Source organism: Variovorax sp. KK3 (genome assembly GCF_001984055.1).
Classification (GTDB): Bacteria; Pseudomonadota; Gammaproteobacteria; order Burkholderiales; family Burkholderiaceae_C; genus Variovorax.
Window position 1 is genome coordinate 74,382 of sequence record NZ_LYVO01000015.1, and the last position, 20,179, is coordinate 94,560.

The following is a 20,179-nucleotide window of genomic DNA, read 5'->3' on the forward strand; positions in this document are numbered from 1 at the left end:
ACCGGCGCGACGTGGCTTCAGCGCCCGCCGCCGTTGCTCAGCGTCGCCACCGTCCGCCCGTTGCCATCCAGGAGCGACAGCTTCGCGTTTCCCTGCAGCCGGTAGCTGGTCGTGGCCTGCAGCGCTGCGAAGAACTGGGTTTCGTTGATGTTGGCGGCCTCGTTGGGGCAGGCCATGCGGGTGGCGCCCAGCTGGCGCATGCGCAGCGTGCTGCCGCTGCGCTCGTAAGTGCCGCTCACGTTGTTGCAGCCACCCGAGCCGGTGATCCGGCCACTGCTGCGATCGAACTGGATCTTGGCATTGCGCCGCGGGTCGGCGCTCGGCTCGATCAGCTCGTTGCCGAGCTGCTCGAGCTGCCAGACCGGTCCTTCGATCGGCTCGTCGAGGTTGATGCCGCTGCCGCAGCCGGACACCATCATCGACGCCGCCAGGGCCGTGGTCAGGAAGAGGAAGCGCATGGCCGGACTTTCCTTCTGCAACACAATGAAACCCGCCCATCGTATGCGAGCTTCGCGGCCACGCGAAAGTTCTCCGGCCGCGGTATGCGGGATCAGCTCAGGACCACGCTGCTCAGGCGACGGCGGTAGCTGGCCACGGTCGGGTCGTCCGGCGGGATCTGGCCATCGGCCACCTTGGGCTTCGGCGGCTCGATGATCTCGAGGATGGCGATGTAGGTCTTGCGCGCCAGTTCGTCGTTCCAGCCCTTGTCGCGCATGAGGATGTCGAGCAGCTCGTCCATGGCTTCGGTCCATTGCTGCGCCTGCATGAGCAGGCGGGCGCGGTCGTAGCGGGCGTCGAAGTCGCGCTTGTTGGCGGCGATGCGCGCCTCGGCATCCGCGATGGTCGGCGCGGCGCCGGCCACCGGCGCGGCGAAGTCCGCCGCGTCCATCCAGCGCTGCAGCGCATCGAAGCGCCGCACGGCCGGCGCCTTGGCGATCACCGGCGCGAAGGCCACCTTGGCATCGTCGACGCGGCCTTGCTGCATCAGCAGCTTCACGTAGTCGAAGCGAGCATCGTCATTGGCCGGGTCGGCCGCCACCGCGTGCTGCAGCCGTTCGAGCGCGCCTTCGGTGTCCCCCTCGGCCAGGGCGTCCTGCGCGGCCTCCTCGTGCTCGGCGGCCTCGAGCTCGTCTTCGCCCGGCACGTGCTTGTCGAGAAAGGCGCGGATCTGGTCTGCCGGAATGGCGCCGACGAAGCCGTCCACCGGCTGGCCGTCCTTGAACATCACGCAAAAGGGGATGCTGCGCACCCCGAACATCTGGCTCAGCTGCTGCGAGATCTGCGGCACCTTGTCGGCGTCGAGCTTGGCCAGCGTGAAGCGGCCCGCGTATTCGACCTCGAGCTTCTCGAGCACCGGCCCGAGCTGCTTGCAGGGGCCGCACCATTCGGCCCAGATGTCGAGCAACACCGGCGTGGTCATCGAGCCGTCGATCAGCTCGGTCTGAAAATTTTCGAGGGTGATGTCGATCATCGCGTCAGGATGGGGGTGAAACGTAAAATTGAAAACATGAACCAACCCATTCAGGTCGGCGTCGTCATGGGCTCGAACTCCGACTGGGAGACGATGCGCAACGCGGTCGAGATTCTCACGCAATTCGGCATTGCCCACGAGGCGCGGGTGGTCTCGGCCCACCGCATGCCCGACGAACTGTTCGCCTACGCCGAGAGCGCCGCCGGGCGCGGCCTGGCAGCCATCATCGCAGGTGCGGGCGGCGCGGCCCACCTGCCCGGCATGCTGGCCTCCAAGACCACCGTGCCCGTGCTGGGCGTGCCGGTCGCCAGCCGGCACCTGCAGGGGGTCGATTCGCTCTACAGCATCGTCCAGATGCCCAAGGGCGTGCCGGTCGCCACGTTCGCCATCGGCAACGCCGGCGCGGCCAACGCGGCCCTGTTCGCCGTCGCGATGCTGGCCGTAGGCGATGCGGGGCTTCGCGAACGGCTCGACGCGTTCCGGGCTCGGCAGACCGAGGCCGCCCGTTCGATGACGCTCCCACCGGCAGATGCATCCGCGCCGGGCGCGGTGTCGCCGTTCACGCCCCAGGGCGGGGGTGCCCTGTGAGCGCGATCCTTCCCGGCGCCACGCTCGGCGTGGTGGGTGGCGGTCAACTCGGCCGCATGCTGGTGCACGCCGCCCAGCGCATGGGCTACCTCACCGCAGTGCTCGACCCCGATGCCGACAGCCCGGCCGGCCGGGTGAGCCACCACCACATCCACACCGACTACACCGACATCGACGGCCTCGCGCGCCTGGCCGGCCTGGCCGACGCCATCACCACCGAGTTCGAGAACGTGCCGGCGCCCTCGCTGGAGCATCTTGCGGTGGCACGGCCGGTGCGGCCGGGCGCCGCCGCGGTCGCGATCGCGCAGGACCGCGTGCGCGAGAAAAGCCATTTCGTCAGCTGCGGGGTCGACTGCGCACCCTATGCGGTCATCGAGACCGACGAGCAGATGGCGCTCGTGCCGCCCAACCTGCTGCCCGGCATCCTGAAGACCGCGCGCCTCGGCTACGACGGCAAGGGCCAGCAGCGCGTGAGCGATCGCGAAGAGCTGGCCGCCGCCTGGGAGAGCGCCGGCCAGGTGCCCTGTGTGCTCGAAAAGCTGATGCCGCTCGACTACGAATGCTCGGTGATCGTCGCGCGCGGCCAGGACGGGCAGGTGGTGCATTTCCCGCCGCAGCGCAACCTGCACCGCAACGGCATCCTCGCGGTGACCGAGGTGCATGCACAGAACATTCCCGAGGCGCCCGCGCGGCTGGCGGTCAACTCGGCCATCGCCATCGCGGAAGGCCTGCAGTACGTCGGCGTGCTGTGCGTCGAGTTCTTCGTGCTGTCCGATGGCTCGCTGGTGGTCAACGAGATGGCGCCACGCCCGCACAACAGCGGCCACTGGACGCTCGATGCCTGCGACGTGTCGCAGTTCGAGCTTCAGGTGCGCACGCTGGCCGGCCTGCCGCTCACTGCCCCGCGCCAGCACAGCCCGGCGCTGATGCTGAACCTGTTGGGCGACCTGTGGTTTCCCGACGTCGACACCGCCGGCGCACCGCGGGGGGCGCAGGCCCCTGTCGAGCCGCGCTGGGCCGACGTGCTCGCGCTGCCGGGCGCCCACCTGCACCTTTATGGCAAGGCAGGCGCGCGGCGCGGTCGCAAGATGGGCCACCTGACGCTCACCGGCGACGACATCGAGCAGGTGCGCAGCACGGCCGACTTCGCCGCCGCGCTGCTGGGCCTGCCGATCCCGCTGTCTGAATAGGGCGGGCACTGGCGATGATTCGAGATGGCCGGTTGCCCGAAGCGATCGACGAGGCCGCCCGCATGCTGCGTGCCGGCGGCCTGGTCGCCTTTCCGACCGAAACGGTCTACGGCCTGGGCGCAGATGCCAGCAGCGACGAGGCGGTGGCCGCCATCTTCGCGGCCAAGGGGCGGCCCAGCGACCACCCGCTGATCGTGCACGTGGCGGCCGGCACGAAGGGCACCGAGGCGTTGTCGCGCTTCGCGCAGCCGCTGCCGCCCTTTGCACAAAAGCTGGTGAAGGCCTTCTGGCCCGGCCCGCTGACCTTGATCGTCACCCGGCAGCCCGGCGTGGCCGCCGCGGCGGCGGGTGGGCAGGACACCGTCGGCCTGCGCTGCCCCGCCCATCCGGTGGCGCAGGCGCTGCTCGAGGCCTGTGCCGAGCAGGGCGTGCCCGGCGTGGCCGGGCCCAGCGCCAACCGCTTCGGCCGCGTGAGCCCCACCACCGCCGAGCACGTGCGGCAGGAGTTCGGCGACGCGCTGCTGGTGATCGACGGCGGTCCTTGCGACGTCGGAATCGAATCCACCATCGTCGATTGCAGCCGGGGACAGCCCGTGCTGCTGCGGCCCGGGGCCATCACGCGTACGCAGATCGAAGCCGCCTGCGGCGAGCCGCTGCGCGACCGGCACGAGCTGGCCGCGCCCGACCCGCGTGCCTCTGGCACGCTGGAGGCGCATTACGCACCCGCTGCCAAGCTCCGCTTGATGGACGCCAAGGCCCTGCAGACCGGCCTGGACGTGTTGGGCGTCAATGCCGCGCACCTGGCGGTGTGGGCACGCAGCCCGCTCAAGAGCCGTTCGCAGCGCGTGCTGCTGCGCCGCATGCCCGACGATGCAGCGGCTGCGGCGCAACAGCTGTTCGCCCTGCTGCGGCAGTTCGACGACGAGGGCGTGAAGCTGATCTGGGTCGAAGCACCGCCCTCCACGCCGGAGTGGGAAGGCGTGCGCGACCGGCTTCAGAGAGCGGCCGCGGCGTAGCGTTTGCCTGCGCGGCTGCGCGAAGCGCGCCCGTTCAAGGCTGCCGCGGAACCGGCTTTGCCGGGCGGCTGGCAGCGCCCCCGGTGAGGGGGTTGGCGGCTACGCGAAGCGAGCAAGCCTGGGGGAGAGCCTACTTCACCGTGTCGAAGAGAGCCCTGGCACGCGCGTGGCAGAAAGGCGGCTCGTAGGTGCCGTGATACGCCCCGTAGTAGGTCGCGTAAGCGGCCGTCGTCGGGTCGGTCGGCGCCCTGCCGCCCGGCCCGAACGTCGCCTGGATCTGCGCGTCCACGTCCACCGTCGTCACCGTCGTCACGCCGCGCGAGTCGAAGTCGGCCTTCATCGGAACCATGTGCACGGCCGGTGGCACGGTCGGGTCGCCGGCGCCGCCGCACAGCAGCGTTTTGGCTTTCGGGTTCCAGCCGAACAGGTCGTTCTTCTTGGCGTCGAGGTAGAGCGCGTTGTTCGGATTGGTCTGCACGTCGGCGATGTAGGCGGCCTGGAACAACGCGTCGCGCGCCTGGTTCGGCGTGCCGCCCGGCAGCGTGCCGGTGGTCAACAGCGTCGTGTAGTTCAGCGTCGGGCTCGGCAGCAGGTTGTCCATGTAGTTGGCGTAGGGCAGCTTGTAGACCGTGTTGATGTCGGTGTAGACGTCGCCGTACACGCGCTGGTACGAGTTGACGATCATCGGCACGAAGTACTGGTAGCCCGCGATCGCCTGGGTCACCTTGAACGAGCCCGACAGGTTGTAAGGCCCGGCCAGGTGCGCGCCGGCCACCACGTTGATCTCGGCCGCGTTGTCGCGCTCGGCCGCGCGATGCGCCGACATCGAGGAATGGCCGCCCTGCGAATAGCCGGTGATCATCACCTTGCCCGACAGCGACCCGCCCGCGCTCGCCACCGCCGCCCGCGCGGCCCGCACCGAGTCGAGCACCGTGCGCGCCTCGGAGTCGGCATGCAGGTAGGGGTGGTAGGGAAAGGTCGACTTGGCATAGCCCAGGTAGTCGGTCGCGACCACCGCGTAGCCCTGGGCCGCGTACATCGCGGTCAGCGTGAAGGTCTCCGGGTCCTGCGGATTGACCAGCGTGCGCGGCTTCTGGACGTCGGTGCCCTTGGCATAGGCCACCAGCGGCGCGCCGCTGGCGCAGCTGCCGGCCGGCATCAGCAGCACACCTGACGCATTGGTGGCTTCGCCCTTCGGCCCGACGGTCGTGTAATTGAGCGAGATCACGTTGACGTCGCAGCGCGCCTTGCCGCTGATGGCCTGCAGCCCGCTTTGCGCGCTGGCGCCGTCGATCTGCGCGGCGCTCAGCGTGGTTACGATGACGGGCGGCTCCTGCAATGCGCCGGTGGTCACGGTGCCGCCACCGCCGGTGCCCGTGCCGGTACCCGCGCCGATGAAGGCGAAACCGTTGCCGCCATCGCCGCCGCCGCCGCACGAGGCGAGCAGCGCGGCCGTGGCGATGGCACTCAAGAGATGCAGACGTTTCATGGGGCTTGTCTCCGTTCTGGGGTGTTGTCGTACCAAGGGAAGCGGCCCATCCTAGGGCCGCGCCTCCTGTCCGGACCAAGGGAAAGCCCGAGCCGAAGCGACCGCCAGTCGCCTCGGCGACCCCGAAGGCAGGTGCGCGGAGTCGCCTCAGTTGTCCTGCGCCGCCCAGTCGACCAGTGCGTCGAAGGCCGGGCGTGCCGCCGCCGCGTTGCCGTGGTTGGCGATGGCCACGACCACCCAGCGCCTTCCGCTGGCGCCGTGCACATAGCCCGCGATGCCGGCCGAGTCGCGCAGGGTGCCGGTCTTCAGGTGGGCCGCGCCGCCCGAGCGCAGCGTGCGCCGGCGCAGCGTTCCGTCCACGCCCATGGCCGGCAGCGACGAGACCAGTTCGGGCATCAGCGGGGAGCGCCAGGCCACCTGAAGCATCTTCGCCAGCGCGGCCGCGCTGATGCGCTCGTCGCGCGACAGCCCGGAGCCGTTGTCGAACACCGGCTGGCCCTCCCCGGTGCCGATGCGCTCGTTCCACCACTGGCGCATCGCGGCGCGGGCGGCCTCCGGCGTGCCGCGCCGCCTCTGCTGCAAGCCGAGCGTGAGGAAGACCTGCTGTGCCATCACGTTGTTGCTGAACTTGTTGATGTCGCGCACCACCTCGGACAGCGGCGGCGAGACGGCCTCGAAGGCTGGCTTCAGGCCCGCCGGCACCGGGCCTTCGCGCACCTGACCCTGCAGCTTCGCGCCCATCTCGGCCCACATGCCCCCCACGGCGCGGACCGCATAGCTGCGCGGCTCGGTGTAGGCCACCGCCCAGGTCTTCTCGCCGCAGGCGGCGGGGTAGGTGCCGGCGAAGCCGATGCGCGACGGGTCGGCCAGGGCCGGTGCCAGCGTGGCGCGCCAGTCGCCGCAATCGCCGGCCGACAGCGGCACGTTGGCCTGCATGGCGACGCCTCTGAGCGCCGGCTCGTAGGCGATCTGCGCGGTCTGGCCGTCGCGGTTCGGCTGGAAGGTCATCACGACCGAGCGGAAGTTGATCAAAAGCGCGTCCGGAGCGGCGTTGTAAGGGCGCGAGCCTTCGCCGTCGAAGGCCGAGGGGTCGGTCTCGGCCGCGTCGAATGCACCGCGGTCCAGGACGATGTCGCCGCGGATGGTGTGGATGCCCAGGCCCTGCACGCGGCGCATCAGCAGCCACAGGCGCTCGATGACCAGCTTGGGATCGCCCTGGCCCTGGATGTAGAGGTTGCCGGCCAGCACGCCGTCGCGCACCGGCCCGTCGACGTACACCGGCGTGCGCCAGGCATAGGCCGGCCCGAGCAGGTCGAGCGCTGCATAGGTGGTGACCAGCTTCATCACCGAAGCCGGGTTCATCGGCACCTGCGAGCGCCAGGCCAGCCGCGGCGGGCGCACGGCTTCAGCATCCGCCACCAGCATGGTGACGGCTTCGCGCGGCACCTTGGCGCGGGCCAGCGCGGCTTCGACTTCGGGCGGCAGGCTCTGGGCCAGGGCGGGCACCGAAGCGATCAGGGCGCACAGGGTCGACACACGGGCGGCGCGGTGCGCGATCTGCTTCGAGGCGAGCATCGAAGCCAGCGTTGGGGCAAAAGGCATCGCGCGATTATCCCGGGCCGCCCCGGCACGGCGCTCGCTGCATGGGCCCGCCGCAGCGTGGTGCATGGCCTGCCCTCGATAATCGCCCGATGCCCGCCGCTCCCCGCCTGTCCCCCCGTGCAATCGGCATCGGCGCGGCCATCGTCACCGTCCTGGTCTGGACCGCCTTCATCGTCATCGCCCGCGCCTCGGCCGGGCGCTCGCTCACGCCCCTCGACATCGCCTTCGCGCGCATCTGCGGCGCCAGCCTGGTGCTGCTGCCCTGGGGCGCATGGCTGGTCGCGCAGGCGCGCCGGCGCGATCCCGCGCAGGGCTCGCTGTTCGGCCTCTCGCCGCTGGCGCTGCGCACGACGGCGGTCACCGGCGTGTTCGGCGGCCTCGCCTATGCCGTGCTCTCCTATTCCGGTTTCTTCTATGCGCCGGCCATCCATGCCTCGGTGCTGTTGCCGGGCAGCCTGCCACTGTGGACGGCCGTGCTCGCCGCCGTGGTGCTGCACGACCGCCTGACCCCGGCGCGCCTGCTCGGCCTGGCGCTGATCGTGCTGGGCGACCTGCTGGTGGGCGGTGCCAGCCTGCTGCACGCCCTCGAAGGCGGCGAGCTCTGGAAGGGCGACCTGTTGTTCATGGGGGCCGCCTTCTGCTGGGCCTGCTACAGCGTGGTCGTGCGGCGCGAAGGGCTCGACGCGGTGCGCGCGACCATCGCCATCACCGTCTTCGCTTTTCTGGTCTACGTGCCGGCCTATGCGCTGCTGGCCGGTTTCGGACTGGTGGCGAGCCGGCTGGGCAGCGCGCCGTGGGGCGAGATCGTCTTCCAGATGATGTTCCAGGGCCTCGGCTCGGTCGTCATCTCGGGCATCACCTTCACGCGGATGGTCCAGTATTTCGGGCCGGTGCGCACCACCATGATCACTGCGCTGGTGCCAGGCCTGTCGGCGCTGGCCGCGGTGGTCTTCCTGAACGAGCCGCTGTACTGGAACCTCATCGCGGGCCTGCTGCTGGTCACCGCCGGCATCCTGTTCGGCGTGCAGCGCGTGGGCGCCCGCAGCGTGGCCGCGGCTGCCGCTGCACGAGGCTGAGGCACATGGCGTCAACCAAGCTCCTGGCCTTCGACACCAGCACCGAATTGCTGTCGGTGGCGGTGCGCCATGGCGACCGGGTGATCGCACGCGCCGGCGCCGGCGGCGCACAGGCCTCCGGCACGCTGATCCCGCTGATCCGGCAGCTGTTGGCCGAGGTCGGGCTGGCCATGGCGGAGCTCGACGCCATCGCCTTCGGCCGCGGGCCCGGTTCCTTCACGGGGCTGCGCACCGCCTGCTCGGTTGCACAGGGCCTGGGCTTCGGCGCCGGCGTGTCCCTGCTGCCGATCGACACCCTGCACGCGGTGGCCGAGGACGCGCGTCACCGCTTCGGCGCCCTCCAGGTGGTCGCACTGCTCGATGCGCGCATGGACGAGCTCTATGCCGCCCGCTACGACTTCGAGCGCCCCGAGGCCCCGGCCGAGCCGCAGCTGATGGCGCCGGAGCAACTCCAGGTGCCGCCCGGCTGGGCATTGGCCGGCAATGTCTTCGCGGCGTACGGCGAGCGACTGCCGCCGTCCGCCGCACGCCACGATGCGCTTCCCACCGCCGAGGCCATGCTGCGGCTGGCCCCCGATCTGCTTGCCGCCGGCAGGGCGGTCGCGCCGGCACAGGCCTGGCCGCTGTATGTTCGGGATAAAGTTGCACAAACCACCGAAGAGCGCGCCGCCCTCAAGGCGACGCCGGGTTCCCAGAGCACATGAGCGCCGTCCTGCAGCCGCGAGAAGCACGCCTCGAGCCGATCACGCTCGAGCGGGTCGCGGCCGTGTGCGTCATCGAGCGCAGTGCCTACACGCACCCCTGGACGCCCGCCAATTTCAGCGACTCGATGGCCGCCGGCTACCACTGCCAGTGCCTGGTGGCACCGGCGCCCATGCCGGGCGACGCACCGCCGGCGCGGCGCCCGCGCGCGCTCTGGGGCCGGCCGGCCTCGCAGTCCGGTGAAGAGACTTTGATCGGCTACTTCGTGGCCATGAAGGGCGTCGACGAGGTGCACCTGCTCAACATCACCGTCGCACCCATGTTCCAGGGCCAGGGCTGGGCCCCGCTGATGCTCGAAGCGCTGGCCGGCTGGTCGCGCGGCCAGAACGCGCAGTGGCTGTGGCTCGAGGTGCGCGCCAGCAATCAGCGGGCGCTGTCGATCTACGAGCGCCAGGGCTTCCGCCGCGTGGGCATGCGCAAGGGCTACTACCCGGCCGAGGGCCATGCGCGCGAGGATGCCGTGGTCATGAGCCTGCGCCTCAACGAATCGAACAGCGCCTGGGGCGGGCTATGACGGTTCCCACGGGTGACGGCGGCATGAACCTCGACGCGCGTCAGCGCGCCATGCTCGAAGAGATGGGCATCAAGCTCTGGTGGCCGGTCGCGGCGCCGGCGGATGTGCCTGCGCCTCCACAGGCTGCGGCGCCTCGCGTCGCGCCCGAAGCGGCACCGCAGCCTGCCCGCGCCAGCGCGCCCGCGTCCGCTCCGGTCACCTGGCCGATCGCCACGCCGGCGCCGCCGGTGGTCGCACGCCCCGCTGCCGCTCCGTCGGCCGCCAGCGTGCTGATCGAGCCGCCGCGCCTTCTTTACGGCCCCGAGGGCGATGCACCGGGCGGCTGGCTGATCGTCGCCGACATGCCCCCCGGTCCCGACGGCCGCCATGCCGAGCCCTTCGCCGGCGATGCCGGCCGCCTGTTCGAGGCCATGCTGCGCGCGCTGCAGCTGCACACGGGCGCCGTTCCCGTGCAGCTCATGCGCACCCACCGCGGCGTGGCTTCCGGCCAGCCTGGCAGCCCGCGCCCGCTGTCCGACGGCCTGCCAATGCCGGCCATTGCGCCGCAGGTGGTCCTGGCCATGGGCCCGCTGGCCTCTCAATGCCTGCTGCAAAGCGGCGAGCCGCTCGGCCGGCTGCGCGGACGGGCTTCGCGCATCGCTTTGCCCGGCTGGGAGGCCGTGCCGCTGGTCGCCACCTATCCGCCCGCCTACCTGCTTCGCAACCCGGCCGACAAGGCCCGCGCCTGGGCCGACCTGTGCTTGGCTGCCGACCAGATCGATGCTGCTTCCTAGCCGTTTCCTAGCCGTTCCCCCGCCGTTTCCCAGCCGCCTTCGGCCCCCCTCCTAGAATTCCCGCCCATGACTTTCCTGGACAAGCTGCGCGCCGCCGAGCGCCGCAACGGCTCGCTGCTGTGCGTGGGCCTCGACCCCGAACCCACCAAATTTCCGGCCGGGCTGAAAGGCGACGCCGGCCGCATCTACGACTTCTGCGCCGCCATCGTCGACGCCACGGCCGACCTGGTGATCGCCTTCAAGCCGCAGATCGCCTACTTCGCCGCGCACCGCGCCGAGGACCAGCTCGAAAAGCTCATGGAGCACATGCGCCGCAACGCGCCCCATGTGCCGACGATCCTCGATGCCAAGCGCGGCGACATCGGCTCCACCGCCGAGCAATACGCGCGCGAGGCCTTCGAGCGCTACGGGGCGGACGCGGTCACGCTCTCGCCCTTCATGGGTTTCGACTCGGTCGCACCCTACCTGCGCCACGAGGGCAAGGGCGCGTTCCTGCTGTGCCGCACCAGCAATCCGGGCGGCGACGACCTGCAGGCCAAGCGCCTGGCGGACGTCGGCGGCCAGCCCTTCCTGTACGAGCACGTCGCGCGGCTGGCCCAGGGCCCGTGGAACCTCAACGGCCAGCTCGGCCTGGTGGTCGGTGCGACCTATCCGGCCGAGATCGAGCGGGTGCGCGCGCTGGCGCCGACTGTGCCGCTGCTGATCCCCGGCGTCGGCGCCCAGGGCGGCGACGCGGTCGCCACCGTGCGTGCAGGCTGGCGGCCTGATGCGCCGATCGTCGTCAATTCGTCGCGTGCCATCTGCTACGCCTCCGACGGCGAGGACTTCGCGGCCGTGGCGCGGAATGAGGCCATTCGTACTAGGGACGCGCTCGAAAAAGCCAAGGCATAAAGTCGCGCTTCGAGTGACAGCGTTCGGCCAATCTCGCCGACCTGACGGAAAAAGTCACATTCCAAGACAAATGTTGTCGTCATCTTCGCGCTGAAGGGGTTCCCTTGCCCCGCCCTGGCCCGGCACAGTGCTTGCCTTGAATTCGAAGGCGCCAGAGCGCCGAGGAGCGAGGAACTCATGGTGGAAGACATTGCGACCGGTCGCCCCGCGGCGACCGACGGGCCGCTGCGTGCGCCTGACACGACGACAACCCCTCCAGCCGGCCCGGACGCCGCGCTGCACAACCCCTGGGCTCCGGCGGCTGCCGCACTGGCTGCGGCTGCGCTCGCCGCCTGCGGCGGTGGCGGAGGTGGCGGAGGCGGTGGCGGCGGTGCCGTGGGATTCGCCGGCTTCGGCGGTAGCACCACCAACGGCGAAAGCGTCCAGGCCGGCTCGCTGACGCCGCTGGCCAGCACCCAGTCCGGCCAGAGCTACGTCTACGCCAAGCCCCAGACCGACGACGAGGCCGCCCGCTTCCTGCTGCAAGCCCAGTTCTCCGCCTCCGAGGCCGAGATCGCCGCCGTGCGCAGCCAGGGCTACCTGCCCTGGCTCGGCGCGCAGATGGACGCGCCGACCGCGCAGACCGGCTGGGCCTGGGTCGCGAGCAAGCCCTACGACGCGGTCAACAGCGACGACATGGTGTGGAACCAGCTCATGACCTCGACCGACGCCACGCGCAAGCGCATGGCGCTCGCACTGTCCGAGATCTTCGTGGTGTCGGCCAACGACATCGGCACCAGCTGGAACGCGTACATGTTCGCCCAGTTCTGGGACACGCTGGTCGCCGGCGTCACCGGCAACTTCCGCCAGCTGCTGGAGAACGTATCGCTCAACCCGGCGATGGGCTACTACCTCAACACCCGGGGCAACCAGAAAGAGAACGCCCAGGGCCGCCAGCCCGACGAGAACTACGCGCGCGAGGTCATGCAGCTCATGACCATCGGCCTCTACCAGCTCAACCCCGACGGCTCGGTCAAGACAGGTGCCGACGGCGTGCCGCTGGAAAGCTACACCCAGGACGACGTGACCAACCTGGCGCGCGTCTTCACCGGCTACGAGCTCGACATTCCCACGTCCGAGCGCAACGCCTTCACCCCGCCCGGCGCCAGCTACACCGTCGAGAGCAACGGCTGGACCACGCGGCCGATGGCGCTCACCGCTTCGCGCCATTCCATGCTCGAGGCGAAGTTCCTGGGCGCCACCGTGCCCGCCAACACCGAGGGCAAGGCCGCGCTGAAGACCGCGCTGGACACGCTGCACAACCATCCCAACGTCGGCCCGTTCATCGGCCGGCAGCTCATCCAGCGCCTGGTCACCAGCAACCCGAGCGCCGCCTACGTCAAGCGCGTGGCCGACGTCTTCGCCGACAACGGTTCCGGCGTGCGCGGCGACATGAAGAGCGTGTTCGCCGCCGTGCTGCTCGACAACGAGGCGCGCAGCCCCGCCGGCCTGACCGATGCGAACTTCGGCCGCCTGCGCGAGCCCATGCTGCGCCTCGTGCAGTGGGGCCGCACCTTCGGCATCGCTTCCACCTTGGGCACCTGGAAGATCGGCAACCTCTCGCGCCCGAACGACCAGCTGGGCCAGAGCCCGCTGCGCTCGCCATCGGTCTTCAACTTCTTCCGCCCGGGCTACGTGCCGCCGTCGAGCGCCATGGCCAGCGCGAAGCTGGTCGCGCCCGAGTTCCAGCTGGTCAACGAGACCAGCGTGGGCGGCTACCTCAACTTCATGCAGAACGTGCTGGCCAACGGCTTCAACAGCCGCGACGTGGTCGCGGCCTACGCCGCCGAGAAGGCCCTGGTGCTCGACCCGGCCGCGCTGGTGCGCCGGCTCAATCTGCTGATGACCGGCAATCAGCTCGATGCGTCGACCGTCTCGCTGATCGCCAACGCGCTGAGCACGCCGGCGGTCACGTTGACCAGCACCGATGCCGTCAAGAACAACCGGGTCTACGCCGCCGTGTTGCTGGTGATGGCCGCGCCGGGCTACCTGGCCCAGAAATGAGGAACGCGCGATGCACCTGATCGACTCCGAGGCCCACACCCGCCGCGCCTTTCTGCGCCGCTCCGGCCAGCTGGCCCTGACCGGCACCGCGCTGCCCTTCGCGCTCAACCTGGCCGCCATGGGCGAAGCCGCCGCGCAGGCCGCCGGCGACGACTACAAGGCGCTGGTCTGCGTCTTCCTGTTCGGCGGCAACGACTACGCGAACACCGTCGTCACCTACGACGACGCCAGCTACAACGCCTACAGCACGATCCGCGGCGGCGGTGCCGGGCAGACGGCCGGCGGCGTCGCCATCGCCAAGGCCGACCTCACGCCCACGCTGCTGGCACCGACCACGGCCTTGCCCGAGGCACGGCAGTACGCGCTGCATCCGTCGATGACCGAGCTGGCATCACTGTTCAACACCGACGCCAAGGCCGCGGTGCAACTCAACGTCGGCCCGCTCGTGGTGCCGCTCACGCGGGCCCAGTACAACACCGGCAACCGCAAGACGTACCCGGTGCCGCCCAAGCTCTTCTCGCACAACGACCAGCAGTCGACCTGGCAGTCTTCGTCGCCCGAGGGCTCCACGGTAGGCTGGGGCGGCAACATCGGCGACCTGATGCTCGGGCAGAACAGCAACTCGCTCTTCACCTGCATGTCGGTGTCGGGCAATGCGGTGTTCCTGTCGGGCGACACGGCGCTGCAGTACCAGGTGAGCACCGGCGGCGCGGTGCGCATCAACAGCGTGACCGGCGGCAACGTCTACGGTTCGAGCACCGTCAAGGCCGCGATGGCGCAGATGGTGCAGCAGGCCCGCGGCCATGCGCTCGAGAACGAGTACACCCGCATCACCAAGCGCGCGGTGGAGGCCGAGGGCAGCGTCACCACGGCCATCGGCACCGACTACGCGGCCGGCGTGTTCCCGGCCACCAACCTGGGCAACCAGCTCAAGATGGTCGCGCGCCTCATCCGCGGCCGCAACACGCTGGGCGCCAAGCGCCAGGTGTTCTTCGTCTCGATGGGCGGCTTCGACCTGCACGACAACCTGATCGCCAGCCAGCCCGGCCTGATGAAGCAGCTCAGCGACGCGCTGGCCGCGTTCTACCGGCAGACGGTGGCGCTCGGCCTGGCGGACAAGGTCACGGCCTTCACCGCCTCCGACTTCGGCCGCACCCTGGCCACCAACGGCGACGGTTCCGACCACGGCTGGGGCAGCCACCACTTCATCGTCGGCGGCGCCGTCAAGGGCAAGCAGATCTACGGCACGCCGCAGGTGGTCAGCATCAACAACGACGCGAAGCTGGCCGGCTACGAGGGCCACGTGGGGCAGGGGCGGCTGATTCCCACCACCTCGGTCGACCAGTACGGCGGCACCCTGGCCAGCTGGTTCGGCGTGCCCGCCGGCAGCTTGGAAAGCATCTTGCCCAACCTCAAGAATTTCGGCGGCAGCGCCAACGGCATCAACTACCCCAAGAACGTCGGGTTCATGACCTGAGCTCGGGCGAAAGCCTACAGACGCCGCCGCGCTCGGTCCGCATACTCCGCAGTCCGCGCAACATTCTTTGGAGACATCGATGACATACCAAGGAAGCTGCCACTGCGGCCGGATCGCCTTCGAGGTCGAAGGCGAGATCCAGGGCGCGATGGCCTGCAACTGCTCCATCTGCCAGCGTAAGGGCTCGCTGATGTGGTTCGTGCCGCACGACAAGCTCGCGCTCAAGACGCCGGCCGAGGACATGAGCACCTACCTGTTCAACAAGCACGTGATCTCGCACCGCTTCTGCCCGGTCTGCGGCATCCATCCTTTCGGCGAAGGCACCGACCCCAAGGGCAACAAGATGGCCGCGATCAACATCCGCTGCCTGGACGGCGTGGATCTCGACAAGGTGCCGGTGCAGCACTTCGACGGCCGGTCCAAGTGAGTGCCGAGCCGCCCTATCCGCTCGACGGCGGCTGCACGTGCGGCGCGGTGCGCTACCGCATGCGCACGCGGCCGCTCTTCGTCAACTGCTGCCACTGCCGCTGGTGCCAGCGCGAATCCGGCAGCGCGTTCGCGCTCAACGCCATGATCGAGGCCGATCGCATGGAGCGCTTGCAGGGCGATGTCGAGCTGGTCGACACCCCGTCGCTGAGCGGCAAAGGCCAGAAGGTCGCGCGCTGCCCGCGATGCCGCGTGGCGCTGTGGAGCCACTACGCCGGCTCCGGCGAAGCGGTTTGCTTCGTGCGCGTCGGCACCCTGGACATGCCGGACCACCTGCCGCCGGACATCCACATCTTCACGATGTCGAAGCAGCCCTGGGTGCAGTTGCCCGATGGCGTGCCGGCGGTGCAGGAGTACTACAAGAGCTCGGAGCATTGGCCGGCGGAGAGCCTGGAGCGGGGGCGGGCACTCAAGGCTGCGCGCGTCGAGCGGGCCGAGCGGGGCTGATTCTCGCCATGATCGTCGGGTTGGAGGGCGGGTAAAGTAGCAGGCATGACTCCTGCGCGCCCCTCTTCGCCGACTGCGCCAGCTCCCATCGAACTCGATCCGGTGCTCAAGGGGCGCCTTGAACGGCTGGCCGACGCACGCCATCGCTCGCCGCATTGGCTCATGCGAGAGGCGATTGCGGAATACGTGGAGCGAGAGGAAAAGCGCCAGGAGATGCGCAAGCAGGCCGTTGCCGCATGGGAAGAGTTGCAAAGCACCGGGCTCCACGCGACCGAGCAGGAGGTCTCCGCCTGGCTCGAGAGTTGGGGCACGGATGACGAGTTGCCGCCGCCTGAATGGCACAAGTGAGGTTCGCGCCTGCGGCGCTGCGTGACGTTGTACCGGTATGACGAAGACACGGACGTGGTGACCGTGCTGGCAATCCGGCACCAGGGCGAGGCAGGGTACTGATCCGGACTCAGCGCCGCAGCGCCCCCAAGCGCTCCGACACCTCGCCCGCACACCGCTTCAGCGCCACGGCCACCGGCCCGTCCCAGCTCGCATCGAACACGGCCGTCGTGCCGATCGCCGTGATCGCCAGCGCGATCGCGCCGGTGTGGTCGAACACCGGGGCCGACATGGCGCTGACTCCCGGCACGATCTCGCCGTCGGAGCGGCTCATGCCGTGCTCGCGCACGGCGTGCAGCTGGGCCTCGAAGCCTTTCCAGTCCGGCAGCGGCGGGGCCGGCGGCATGCCGACGTGGCGCCGGGGCGCGGCGCTGGCGCTCTTCTTCTCGCGGCGTCGCTCCTGCTCCAGCATGCGCTGCGCTTCCTCGGCCGGCAGGTAGGCGCCGAAGAGCCGGCCCGATGCCGTGCTGGTCAGCGAGAACACGGTGCCATGCCGCATGCTCATGTGCAGCGCGGCCGGCGACTCGGCCACCCGCACGATGGTGGCGCCTCGGTCGCCCCACACGGCGATGGCGGTCGTGTGGCCGATCTCCTGCGCGAGCGACTCGACGAGCGGCGTCGCGACGTGCACCGGATCGGCCTGCTGCAGGCTGATCAACCCCAGTTGCAAGGCCAGCGGTCCGAGCAGATAGTGGCCGCTGGCGCGGTCCTGCTCGATCAAGCCGAGCCTGCCGAAGCTGACCATGTAGGGGTGCGCCTTGGCGGCCGACATGTCGGCCTCGCGGGCCAGGTCCTTCAGCGCCATCGGCCGGCCGTGGTGCACCAGGGCACGCAGCAGTTGGCCGCCCACCTCGATGCTCTGGATGCCGCGCTGTGCGCGGTCGCCGTTGTCAGTGGCCATGGCCGCTCCGTCGTTCGTTCATGCGGAAGGCATTAGACATGATCCAAAAAGCGGACTACACTCCGCCCGTTCGTTCCATGCAAATCAGTTTGTTTTAGACGAATCTGTTTCAGACGAATCCACAGGAGACCCCCGATGACCCAGTCCAACAAAGCCTTCGCCAGCCAGGCCGACCTCGAAGAAAAGAAAGTCACCTTCAGCCAGATCTCGGAGCACGCCTGGGCCTACACGGCCGAGGGCGACCCGAACACCGGCATCGTGATCGGCGACGACGCCGTGCTGGTGGCCGACACCCAGGCCACCCCGGCCATGGCGGCCGACGTGATCCGCCGCATTCGCGAAGTGACCGACAAGCCCATCAAGTACGTGGTGCTCACCCATTACCACGCCGTGCGCGTGCTGGGCGCGAGCGCCTACCAGCCGCAGCAGATCCTGGCGAGCCAGGACACCTACGACCTGATCGTCGAGCGCGGCGAAGAGGACAAGGCCAGCGAGATCGGCCGTTTCCCGCGCCTGTTCCAGAACGTCGAGACCGTGCCCGCGGGCATGACCTGGCCGACCATGACCTTCACCGGCAAGATGACCCTGTGGCTGGGCAAGCTCGAGGTGCAGCTGCTGCAGCTCGGCCGCGGCCACACCAAGGGCGACACCGTGGTCTGGCTGCCGGGCGAAAAGGCCCTGCTGTCGGGCGACCTGGTCGAGTTCGACGCCACGCCCTATGCCGGCGACGCCTACTTCAAGGACTGGCCGCAAACCCTCGACAACATTGCCGCCCTGAAGCCCAAGGCCCTGGTGCCCGGCCGCGGCGCCGCGCTCACCACGCCCGAAGAAGTGGCCAAGGGCCTGGCCGGCACGCGCGATTTCATCGCCGACGTGTATGCCAGCGTGTCCGAAGGCGCGAAGGCCGGCAAGGACCTGAACGCCGTCTACAAGGACACCTACGCCAAGCTCAAGCCCAAGTACGGCCACTGGGTCATCTTCGACCACTGCATGCCCTTCGACGTGACGCGCTGCTACGACGAGGCGACGAAGTACGCCGACCCGCGCGTGTGGACCGCCGAGCGCGACGTCGAGATGTGGAAGACGCTGGAAGGCTGATCGGGGCCAAGGGCAAGACGAGAAGACAGACGGAGACAAGAACGTGAACGCAGTCGCCGATGCCCCCGCCGCAGCGCAGATCGACTACCAGTCCCTGCGCTACGACTACCGCCACCATCCCGACCAGGACGCCGCCGCACCCGCCCACCACCCGGTCGTGATCGTCGGTGCCGGCCCCGTCGGCCTGGCGCTGGCCATCGACCTCGCCCAGCGCCGGGTGCCGGTGGTGCTGCTGGACAACGACAACAAGCTTTCCACCGGCTCCCGCGCCATCTGCTTCGCCAAGCGCTCGCTGGAGATCTTCGACCGGCTCGGCTGCGGCGAGCGCATGACGGCCAAGGGCGTGTCGTGGAAGCTCGGCCGCGTCTTCCTGCAGGACGCGCAGATCTACGAGTTCGACCTGCTGCCCGAGCCGGGCCACCACCGCCCGGCCTTCGTCAACCTGCAGCAGTTCTACGTCGAGGGCTACCTGGCCGAGCGCGCGGCCGAGCTGCCCGGCCTGGACATCCGCTGGAGCCACAAGGTCGTCGGCGTCGAGCAGCATGCCGACCACACGCTGCTGACGGTCGAAACGCCCGAGGGCACCTACAGCCTGCAGGCCGGCTGGCTGGCCGCCTGCGACGGTTCCCGCTCCGCGGTGCGCCAGCTGATCGGCCAGGAGAGCAAGGGCCGTGTCTTCAAGGACCGCTTCCTGATCGCCGACGTGAAGATGAAGGCCGACTTCCCGGCCGAGCGCTGGTTCTGGTTCGACCCGCCCTTCCACCGCAACCAGAGCGTGCTGCTGCACATGCAGCCCGACGGCATCTGGCGCGTCGACTTCCAGCTCGGCTGGGACGCCGACCCCGAGGCCGAGAAGCGGCCCGAGAACATCATCCCGCGCGTCAAGGCGCTGCTGGAAGCCTCGCCCTTCAAGGACGCCGAGTTCGAGCTCGAATGGGCCAGCGTCTACACCTTCGCCTGCCAGCGCATGGATGCCTTCCGCCACGGCCGCGTGCTGTTCGCGGGCGACTCGGCGCACGGCGTGTCGCCCTTCGGCGCACGCGGCGCCAACTCGGGCGTGCAGGACGCCGACAACCTGGGCTGGAAGCTCGCGGCGGTGGTGCAGGGCGAAGCGCCCGAAGCACTGCTCGACAGCTACGCCCGCGAGCGCGAATACGCCGCCGACGAGAACATCCGCAACTCCACGCGCGCCACCGACTTCATCACGCCCAAGAGCGACGTGAGCCGGCTCTACCGCGACGCCGTGCTGCAACTGGCCCGGCGCCATGCCTTCGCGCATTCGCTGGTCAACAGCGGCCGGCTCTCGGTGCCTGCCACGCTGCATGGCTCGACGCTCGGTACGCCCGACGTCGACGATTTCGCGGGGCGTATGCTGCCCGGCGCGGTGGCGGCCGATGCGCCCGCGGCCGCGGGCGGCTGGCTGCTGGACGCGATCGGCGCCGACGGCCGCTTCGCCGCACTGGTCTTCGGCGACGGTGCCGCCGCCGATGCCAGCCTGCGCGCGCTGGCCGAATCCGACGTTCCTGCCGCGGTCGTGCGCGTGCCGCTCGACGAAGCCCATGCGCTGGCCGCGCAGCGCTACGACGCACGCCCCGGCACCACCTACCTGCTGCGCCCCGACCAGCACGTGTGCGCGCGCTGGCGCAGCCCGACGGCCGCCGCCATCCGCGGCGCACACGCCCGCGCGCTCGCCAAGTCTTGAGAGGACCACGACATGACCACCGCCATGAACGCGCCCGACGGCACGCACCTGATCCTCACGCCGCACCTCGACGCACCGGACGATTTCTACGAGGCCCTGCTCGACGCCCACCAGGGCCTGTCGATCAAGGACAGCCATGCCTTCAATGCGCGCCTGGTGCTGGTGCTGGCCAACCACATCGGTTCGCTGCCGGTGCTGCGCGAAGCCTTGGCGGCGGCGCGCGGCTGACCCGGCATCGGCGACCGAACCGAATCGAATCGATCGAC

Annotated in this window: 21 protein-coding genes; 16 read left to right on the top strand and 5 right to left on the bottom strand. The window is 69.9% G+C overall.

Annotated elements, in window-relative coordinates; all coding sequences use genetic code 11:
- Positions 1-17: 17 nt before the first annotated feature.
- Positions 18-458, bottom strand: coding sequence for an META domain-containing protein (locus B0W80_RS09930; protein WP_076998966.1), 441 nt, complete (start codon positions 456-458; stop codon positions 18-20).
- Positions 459-550: 92 nt separating this feature from the next.
- Positions 551-1,471 (bottom strand): tetratricopeptide repeat protein, encoded by a 921-nt coding sequence (locus B0W80_RS09935; protein WP_076998967.1) that lies wholly within the window; start codon positions 1,469-1,471, stop codon positions 551-553.
- A gap of 36 nt (positions 1,472-1,507) precedes the next feature.
- Here B0W80_RS09935 and purE point away from each other — a divergent pair, with 36 nt between their 5' ends.
- Genes purE through B0W80_RS09950 form a run of 3 tightly spaced genes read left to right on the top strand, consistent with a single transcriptional unit; the run spans position 1,508 to position 4,265 of the window.
- Positions 1,508-2,059, top strand: coding sequence for a 5-(carboxyamino)imidazole ribonucleotide mutase (gene purE / locus B0W80_RS09940; protein WP_076998968.1), 552 nt, complete (start codon positions 1,508-1,510; stop codon positions 2,057-2,059).
- The gene (locus B0W80_RS09945; protein WP_143684544.1) at positions 2,056-3,249 is read left to right on the top strand and encodes a 5-(carboxyamino)imidazole ribonucleotide synthase; all 1,194 of its coding nucleotides are present in this window, start codon (positions 2,056-2,058) and stop codon (positions 3,247-3,249) included. Before purE ends, B0W80_RS09945 begins: the two co-directional genes overlap by 4 nt.
- A gap of 14 nt (positions 3,250-3,263) precedes the next feature.
- Positions 3,264-4,265 (top strand): L-threonylcarbamoyladenylate synthase, encoded by a 1,002-nt coding sequence (locus B0W80_RS09950; protein ID WP_076998970.1) that lies wholly within the window; start codon positions 3,264-3,266, stop codon positions 4,263-4,265.
- A gap of 130 nt (positions 4,266-4,395) precedes the next feature.
- On the opposite strand, the gene B0W80_RS09955 is transcribed toward B0W80_RS09950, so the two are convergent.
- Together B0W80_RS09955 and dacB are read right to left on the bottom strand one after the other, a co-directional pair.
- Positions 4,396-5,754 (bottom strand): lipase family protein, encoded by a 1,359-nt coding sequence (locus B0W80_RS09955; protein WP_076998971.1) that lies wholly within the window; start codon positions 5,752-5,754, stop codon positions 4,396-4,398.
- Positions 5,755-5,901: 147 nt separating this feature from the next.
- Positions 5,902-7,329 (bottom strand): D-alanyl-D-alanine carboxypeptidase/D-alanyl-D-alanine-endopeptidase, encoded by a 1,428-nt coding sequence (gene dacB, locus B0W80_RS09960; RefSeq protein ID WP_076998972.1) that lies wholly within the window; start codon positions 7,327-7,329, stop codon positions 5,902-5,904.
- A 116-nt stretch (positions 7,330-7,445) separates the two neighbouring features.
- Between dacB and B0W80_RS09965 the strand changes: the two genes are divergently transcribed.
- The 10 genes from B0W80_RS09965 (at position 7,446) to B0W80_RS10010 (ending at position 16,173) form a co-directional block, all read left to right on the top strand.
- A complete protein-coding gene (locus B0W80_RS09965) occupies positions 7,446-8,432 on the top strand; it encodes a DMT family transporter (protein WP_076998973.1) in 987 nt (328 codons plus the stop codon).
- A 5-nt stretch (positions 8,433-8,437) separates the two neighbouring features.
- The gene (gene tsaB / locus B0W80_RS09970; RefSeq protein WP_076998974.1) at positions 8,438-9,136 is read left to right on the top strand and encodes a tRNA (adenosine(37)-N6)-threonylcarbamoyltransferase complex dimerization subunit type 1 TsaB; all 699 of its coding nucleotides are present in this window, start codon (positions 8,438-8,440) and stop codon (positions 9,134-9,136) included.
- A complete protein-coding gene (rimI, locus tag B0W80_RS09975) occupies positions 9,133-9,708 on the top strand; it encodes a ribosomal protein S18-alanine N-acetyltransferase (protein WP_076998975.1) in 576 nt (191 codons plus the stop codon). Before tsaB ends, rimI begins: the two co-directional genes overlap by 4 nt.
- Positions 9,705-10,481: a uracil-DNA glycosylase family protein gene (locus B0W80_RS09980; RefSeq protein ID WP_256856528.1), complete on the top strand. Its 777-nt coding sequence runs from the start codon at positions 9,705-9,707 to the stop codon at positions 10,479-10,481. Before rimI ends, B0W80_RS09980 begins: the two co-directional genes overlap by 4 nt.
- Before the next feature lie 66 nt (positions 10,482-10,547).
- Positions 10,548-11,372 (top strand): orotidine-5'-phosphate decarboxylase, encoded by an 825-nt coding sequence (gene pyrF / locus B0W80_RS09985; protein ID WP_076998976.1) that lies wholly within the window; start codon positions 10,548-10,550, stop codon positions 11,370-11,372.
- Positions 11,373-11,549: 177 nt separating this feature from the next.
- Positions 11,550-13,415, top strand: coding sequence for a DUF1800 family protein (locus B0W80_RS09990; protein WP_076998977.1), 1,866 nt, complete (start codon positions 11,550-11,552; stop codon positions 13,413-13,415).
- Between the two features lie 10 nt (positions 13,416-13,425).
- A complete protein-coding gene (locus B0W80_RS09995) occupies positions 13,426-14,892 on the top strand; it encodes a DUF1501 domain-containing protein (RefSeq protein WP_076998978.1) in 1,467 nt (488 codons plus the stop codon).
- Positions 14,893-14,971: 79 nt separating this feature from the next.
- A complete protein-coding gene (locus tag B0W80_RS10000) occupies positions 14,972-15,319 on the top strand; it encodes a GFA family protein (protein WP_076998979.1) in 348 nt (115 codons plus the stop codon).
- Positions 15,320-15,378: 59 nt separating this feature from the next.
- Positions 15,379-15,825 carry a GFA family protein gene (locus B0W80_RS10005; protein ID WP_083745282.1) on the top strand — a complete coding sequence of 149 codons (447 nt, stop codon included), beginning with the start codon at positions 15,379-15,381 and terminating at the stop codon, positions 15,823-15,825.
- Positions 15,826-15,870: 45 nt separating this feature from the next.
- Complete coding sequence (locus tag B0W80_RS10010) at positions 15,871-16,173, top strand: CopG family ribbon-helix-helix protein (protein WP_076998981.1); 303 nt, start codon at positions 15,871-15,873, stop codon at positions 16,171-16,173.
- Positions 16,174-16,282: 109 nt separating this feature from the next.
- Here B0W80_RS10010 and B0W80_RS10015 read toward each other — a convergent pair whose 3' ends face one another.
- Positions 16,283-17,113 (bottom strand): IclR family transcriptional regulator, encoded by an 831-nt coding sequence (locus B0W80_RS10015; RefSeq protein WP_076998982.1) that lies wholly within the window; start codon positions 17,111-17,113, stop codon positions 16,283-16,285.
- A gap of 135 nt (positions 17,114-17,248) precedes the next feature.
- Here B0W80_RS10015 and B0W80_RS10020 point away from each other — a divergent pair, with 135 nt between their 5' ends.
- Genes B0W80_RS10020 through B0W80_RS10030 form a run of 3 tightly spaced genes read left to right on the top strand, consistent with a single transcriptional unit; the run spans position 17,249 to position 20,141 of the window.
- Positions 17,249-18,211 (top strand): MBL fold metallo-hydrolase, encoded by a 963-nt coding sequence (locus tag B0W80_RS10020; RefSeq protein ID WP_076998983.1) that lies wholly within the window; start codon positions 17,249-17,251, stop codon positions 18,209-18,211.
- Positions 18,212-18,254: 43 nt separating this feature from the next.
- Complete coding sequence (locus B0W80_RS10025; RefSeq protein WP_076998984.1) at positions 18,255-19,913, top strand: FAD-dependent oxidoreductase; 1,659 nt, start codon at positions 18,255-18,257, stop codon at positions 19,911-19,913.
- Between the two features lie 12 nt (positions 19,914-19,925).
- Positions 19,926-20,141: a DUF2783 domain-containing protein gene (locus tag B0W80_RS10030; protein WP_256856529.1), complete on the top strand. Its 216-nt coding sequence runs from the start codon at positions 19,926-19,928 to the stop codon at positions 20,139-20,141.
- Positions 20,142-20,179 lie beyond the last annotated feature (38 nt).